Origin of the sequence: Chamaesiphon sp. VAR_69_metabat_338, assembly GCF_031423935.1 — a bacterium.
Lineage (GTDB): Bacteria > Cyanobacteriota > Cyanobacteriia > Cyanobacteriales > Chamaesiphonaceae > Chamaesiphon.
Genome location: NZ_JANPGM010000569.1, coordinates 1 through 2,108, shown reverse-complemented (window position 1 = coordinate 2,108; position 2,108 = coordinate 1). Strand labels below are relative to the sequence as shown.

The window sequence follows — 2,108 nt, the reverse complement described above, 5'->3', positions numbered from 1 at the left end:
TGCCTCTTGCTGCCATCCGATCTGTCACCGATACTAAGTCAGCTTGCAGTTGGCGGTTTTCACTTTGCAACGCCATAATTTTGTTTTTAATCGGTGCCAAGCGTTCGGCAAATTTGCGCGTATAAACCTTGGGTAGCTCTCGAATGACTTGTTCCAACATCTGGCCGCGTTCGGTGAGTTCGCGGATGGTTTGGCGCAGTCCCTGAATCTCGACATCTCGACGTTGGAGTTGGTCTTGATAGAAATGTACCTGATGCTCGACGCCTTGGAGTTGTTCGCGCAGCAATCTTACTTCTGCCCGATAGTCGCCAGCTACTTCTGGTCTGGGTGCATAGGGCGTATGATCTTTGACGAGCCGAAATAGCTCTTGCGAGAGTTGCTGAACGAGTTTGTCGCGGGTACTGAGTTCTTCACGAAACCGAGCGATCTCGGCTTTCAATGTCGATATATTAGTGGCTTGAGTTTGGTTCACGGGGTATTACCAACAGTTTGAGCGTGGAAATACCCTGACTTTATCAGTTTGTTCGTGTTGTCGCAACAGTTTAGGGAATAGGGATTGGGTGGATGTTCGATCGCCAAAGGCACAACCTAGCAGCCGGAATAGTAGTTAATGACTAAATATCGATCGAGGAGTAGTTACAATCCATGCCGGAAGATGCTTATAACAGCGAACAGATTCAAGTAATATCTGGTATTGAAGGCGTTCGGAAAAGACCAGGTATGTACTTTGATCGAACGGACTCATTCGGGACAGAGCAGTTTGTCTACGAGCTGGTTTCTAATACGCTCGATTGCTATCTAGCTGGGACAGCAACATTCGTAAGTGTCGAGATCGACGAAGGTAATATTACAGTTGTCGATGATGGATTGGGATTGCCATTCGATCGATCGAGTAATATTCCAGGGATGAGTTTGGCGACTGAGTTTCTGACGGTTCTCCACTCTACTGGTTCGAGAGATGGACATGCCCCTCACGTACATACGAGAAATATCCACGGTGTGGGATTGGCAATTCTCAATGCGGCTAGCTCTCAGATGAAGATTCAAAGTTGGCGGGATGGAGTTCTGTGGGAGCAAAGATTCGAGCGAGGAGTGCCACTATATGAACAAACAATTATCGATCGCGGAACGGGTCGCGGTACCAGGATTGAAGTCACTCCAGATCCAGAACTTTTCCCAGGATCGCAGCCCCGATTGGATGTGGTGAGGCGAAATTTATTTGAGACTGCTCATTTAGTCAAAGGCATTGAAATTAGATTGAATCGGGAGCGATTTTATGCGCCGCAAGGCTTGGTGCAACTGCTGCCGTTTATGGGTGCCAACGTCAATCTTGACGATCGACACAATAGTTTTTTGCCCTTTCACACAACTGTAAAAAGCGATCGAGTCCTCATCGATGCGGTCGCTTACGGCTCGATTACCTCGAAACAGCCAATCATTTATTCTTGGGTAAATGGTGGCGTATCGGCAGAAGATGGTAGTCACGTGAATGGGTTTTTAAAAGCACTCCAGCAGGTTAATTGGCAACCAGCATTGGTGCTGATTCATGTGGTGATGTTCGATCCAGAATTTGCAGGGCCAACCAAAACGAAGTTAGTCGCACCCAAAATTGCCAAGATAGTCAGAGGAGCTTTACGCGAACCATTAGAGCAGTATTGCGATCGGCTGGGAAGTGCAGATCCCAGGCGAAATCCATGAATAATTCCCATATTTTAAAATTCACAATTAATCTGTAGGGGTGCCCCTGTCTTGTCTTGACGCACACAACCGGGAGGAAACCTCCCGGTCGATGCGTCGCTGACTGAAACACATGCTGTAGGCGAGCAAAGCGAGACGTGTCGCTATACGGGAACCTCCGCGTGATTTCAGTCGCTGTCTTGACTGAAACACATGCGGAGGGAACCTCCGCGTGATTTCAGTCGCTGTCTGGTCGTTTTTTTATTCGGGGGAACCCTAGACATAAAAACGCCCCTTTTGGGTACCCTCATCGATGTGGGGTAAGCACAAGGCATTACTCCTACGGACTAATTGTGAGAAATGAGGCATGATACGATCGATCGACTGCGCTTTGATAACTACACGACGATTCGAGATCCCGGCTTATGATA

Annotated in this window: 2 protein-coding genes; one reads left to right on the top strand and one right to left on the bottom strand. The window is 48.0% G+C overall.

Annotated features, from left to right (window positions below; genetic code table 11):
- The coding region (locus RMO84_RS15660) for an Npun_F5560 family protein (RefSeq protein ID WP_310489370.1) at positions 1–472 on the bottom strand (472 nt) is incomplete at its 3' end.
- 173 nt (positions 473–645) lie between these two features.
- Between RMO84_RS15660 and RMO84_RS15655 the strand changes: the two genes are divergently transcribed.
- Positions 646–1,698 carry an ATP-binding protein gene (locus RMO84_RS15655; protein WP_310489369.1) on the top strand — a complete coding sequence of 351 codons (1,053 nt, stop codon included), beginning with the start codon at positions 646–648 and terminating at the stop codon, positions 1,696–1,698.
- The last annotated feature ends 410 nt before the right edge of the window (positions 1,699–2,108 follow it).